Source organism: Caballeronia mineralivorans PML1(12), from assembly GCF_001028175.1.
Classification (GTDB): Bacteria; Pseudomonadota; Gammaproteobacteria; order Burkholderiales; family Burkholderiaceae; genus Caballeronia; species Caballeronia mineralivorans.
On record NZ_AEJF01000329.1, the window covers coordinates 1 to 337 of the forward strand.

At 54.9% G+C, this 337-nt stretch carries 1 pseudogene; it reads right to left on the reverse strand.

What is annotated here, in order from left to right:
- Nucleotides 1-337: pseudogene (locus tag EOS_RS45500) on the reverse strand (MFS transporter); the annotation flags it as partial.

Here is a 337-nt window from a genome sequence, read left to right on the forward strand (position 1 = left end):
TGCCCAGGTGACCAGCACGCCGCCAAGAACGGGGCCTAAAAATTGGCCCCCACCAGACCCGGCATGGCGACAAAATTCAATACTGGAAGAAGTTCATTACGAGGATAAGCGCGCAGTAAGGCCAGCCGAGCAACAGGCATCATCATTGCGCCGCCTATCCCCTGAATAACCCGGAAGACAACCAGCTGTGGTAGCGAATTAGAAAGTGCGCAGGCCAGAGAACCCAATGTGAACAGACTCACGGCAAGGGTAAAAATGCGACGCGTACCGAAGCGATCGGCTAGCCATCCGCTTACCGGAATAAGCATCGCCACCGTCCAGCGTATAACTGATGATG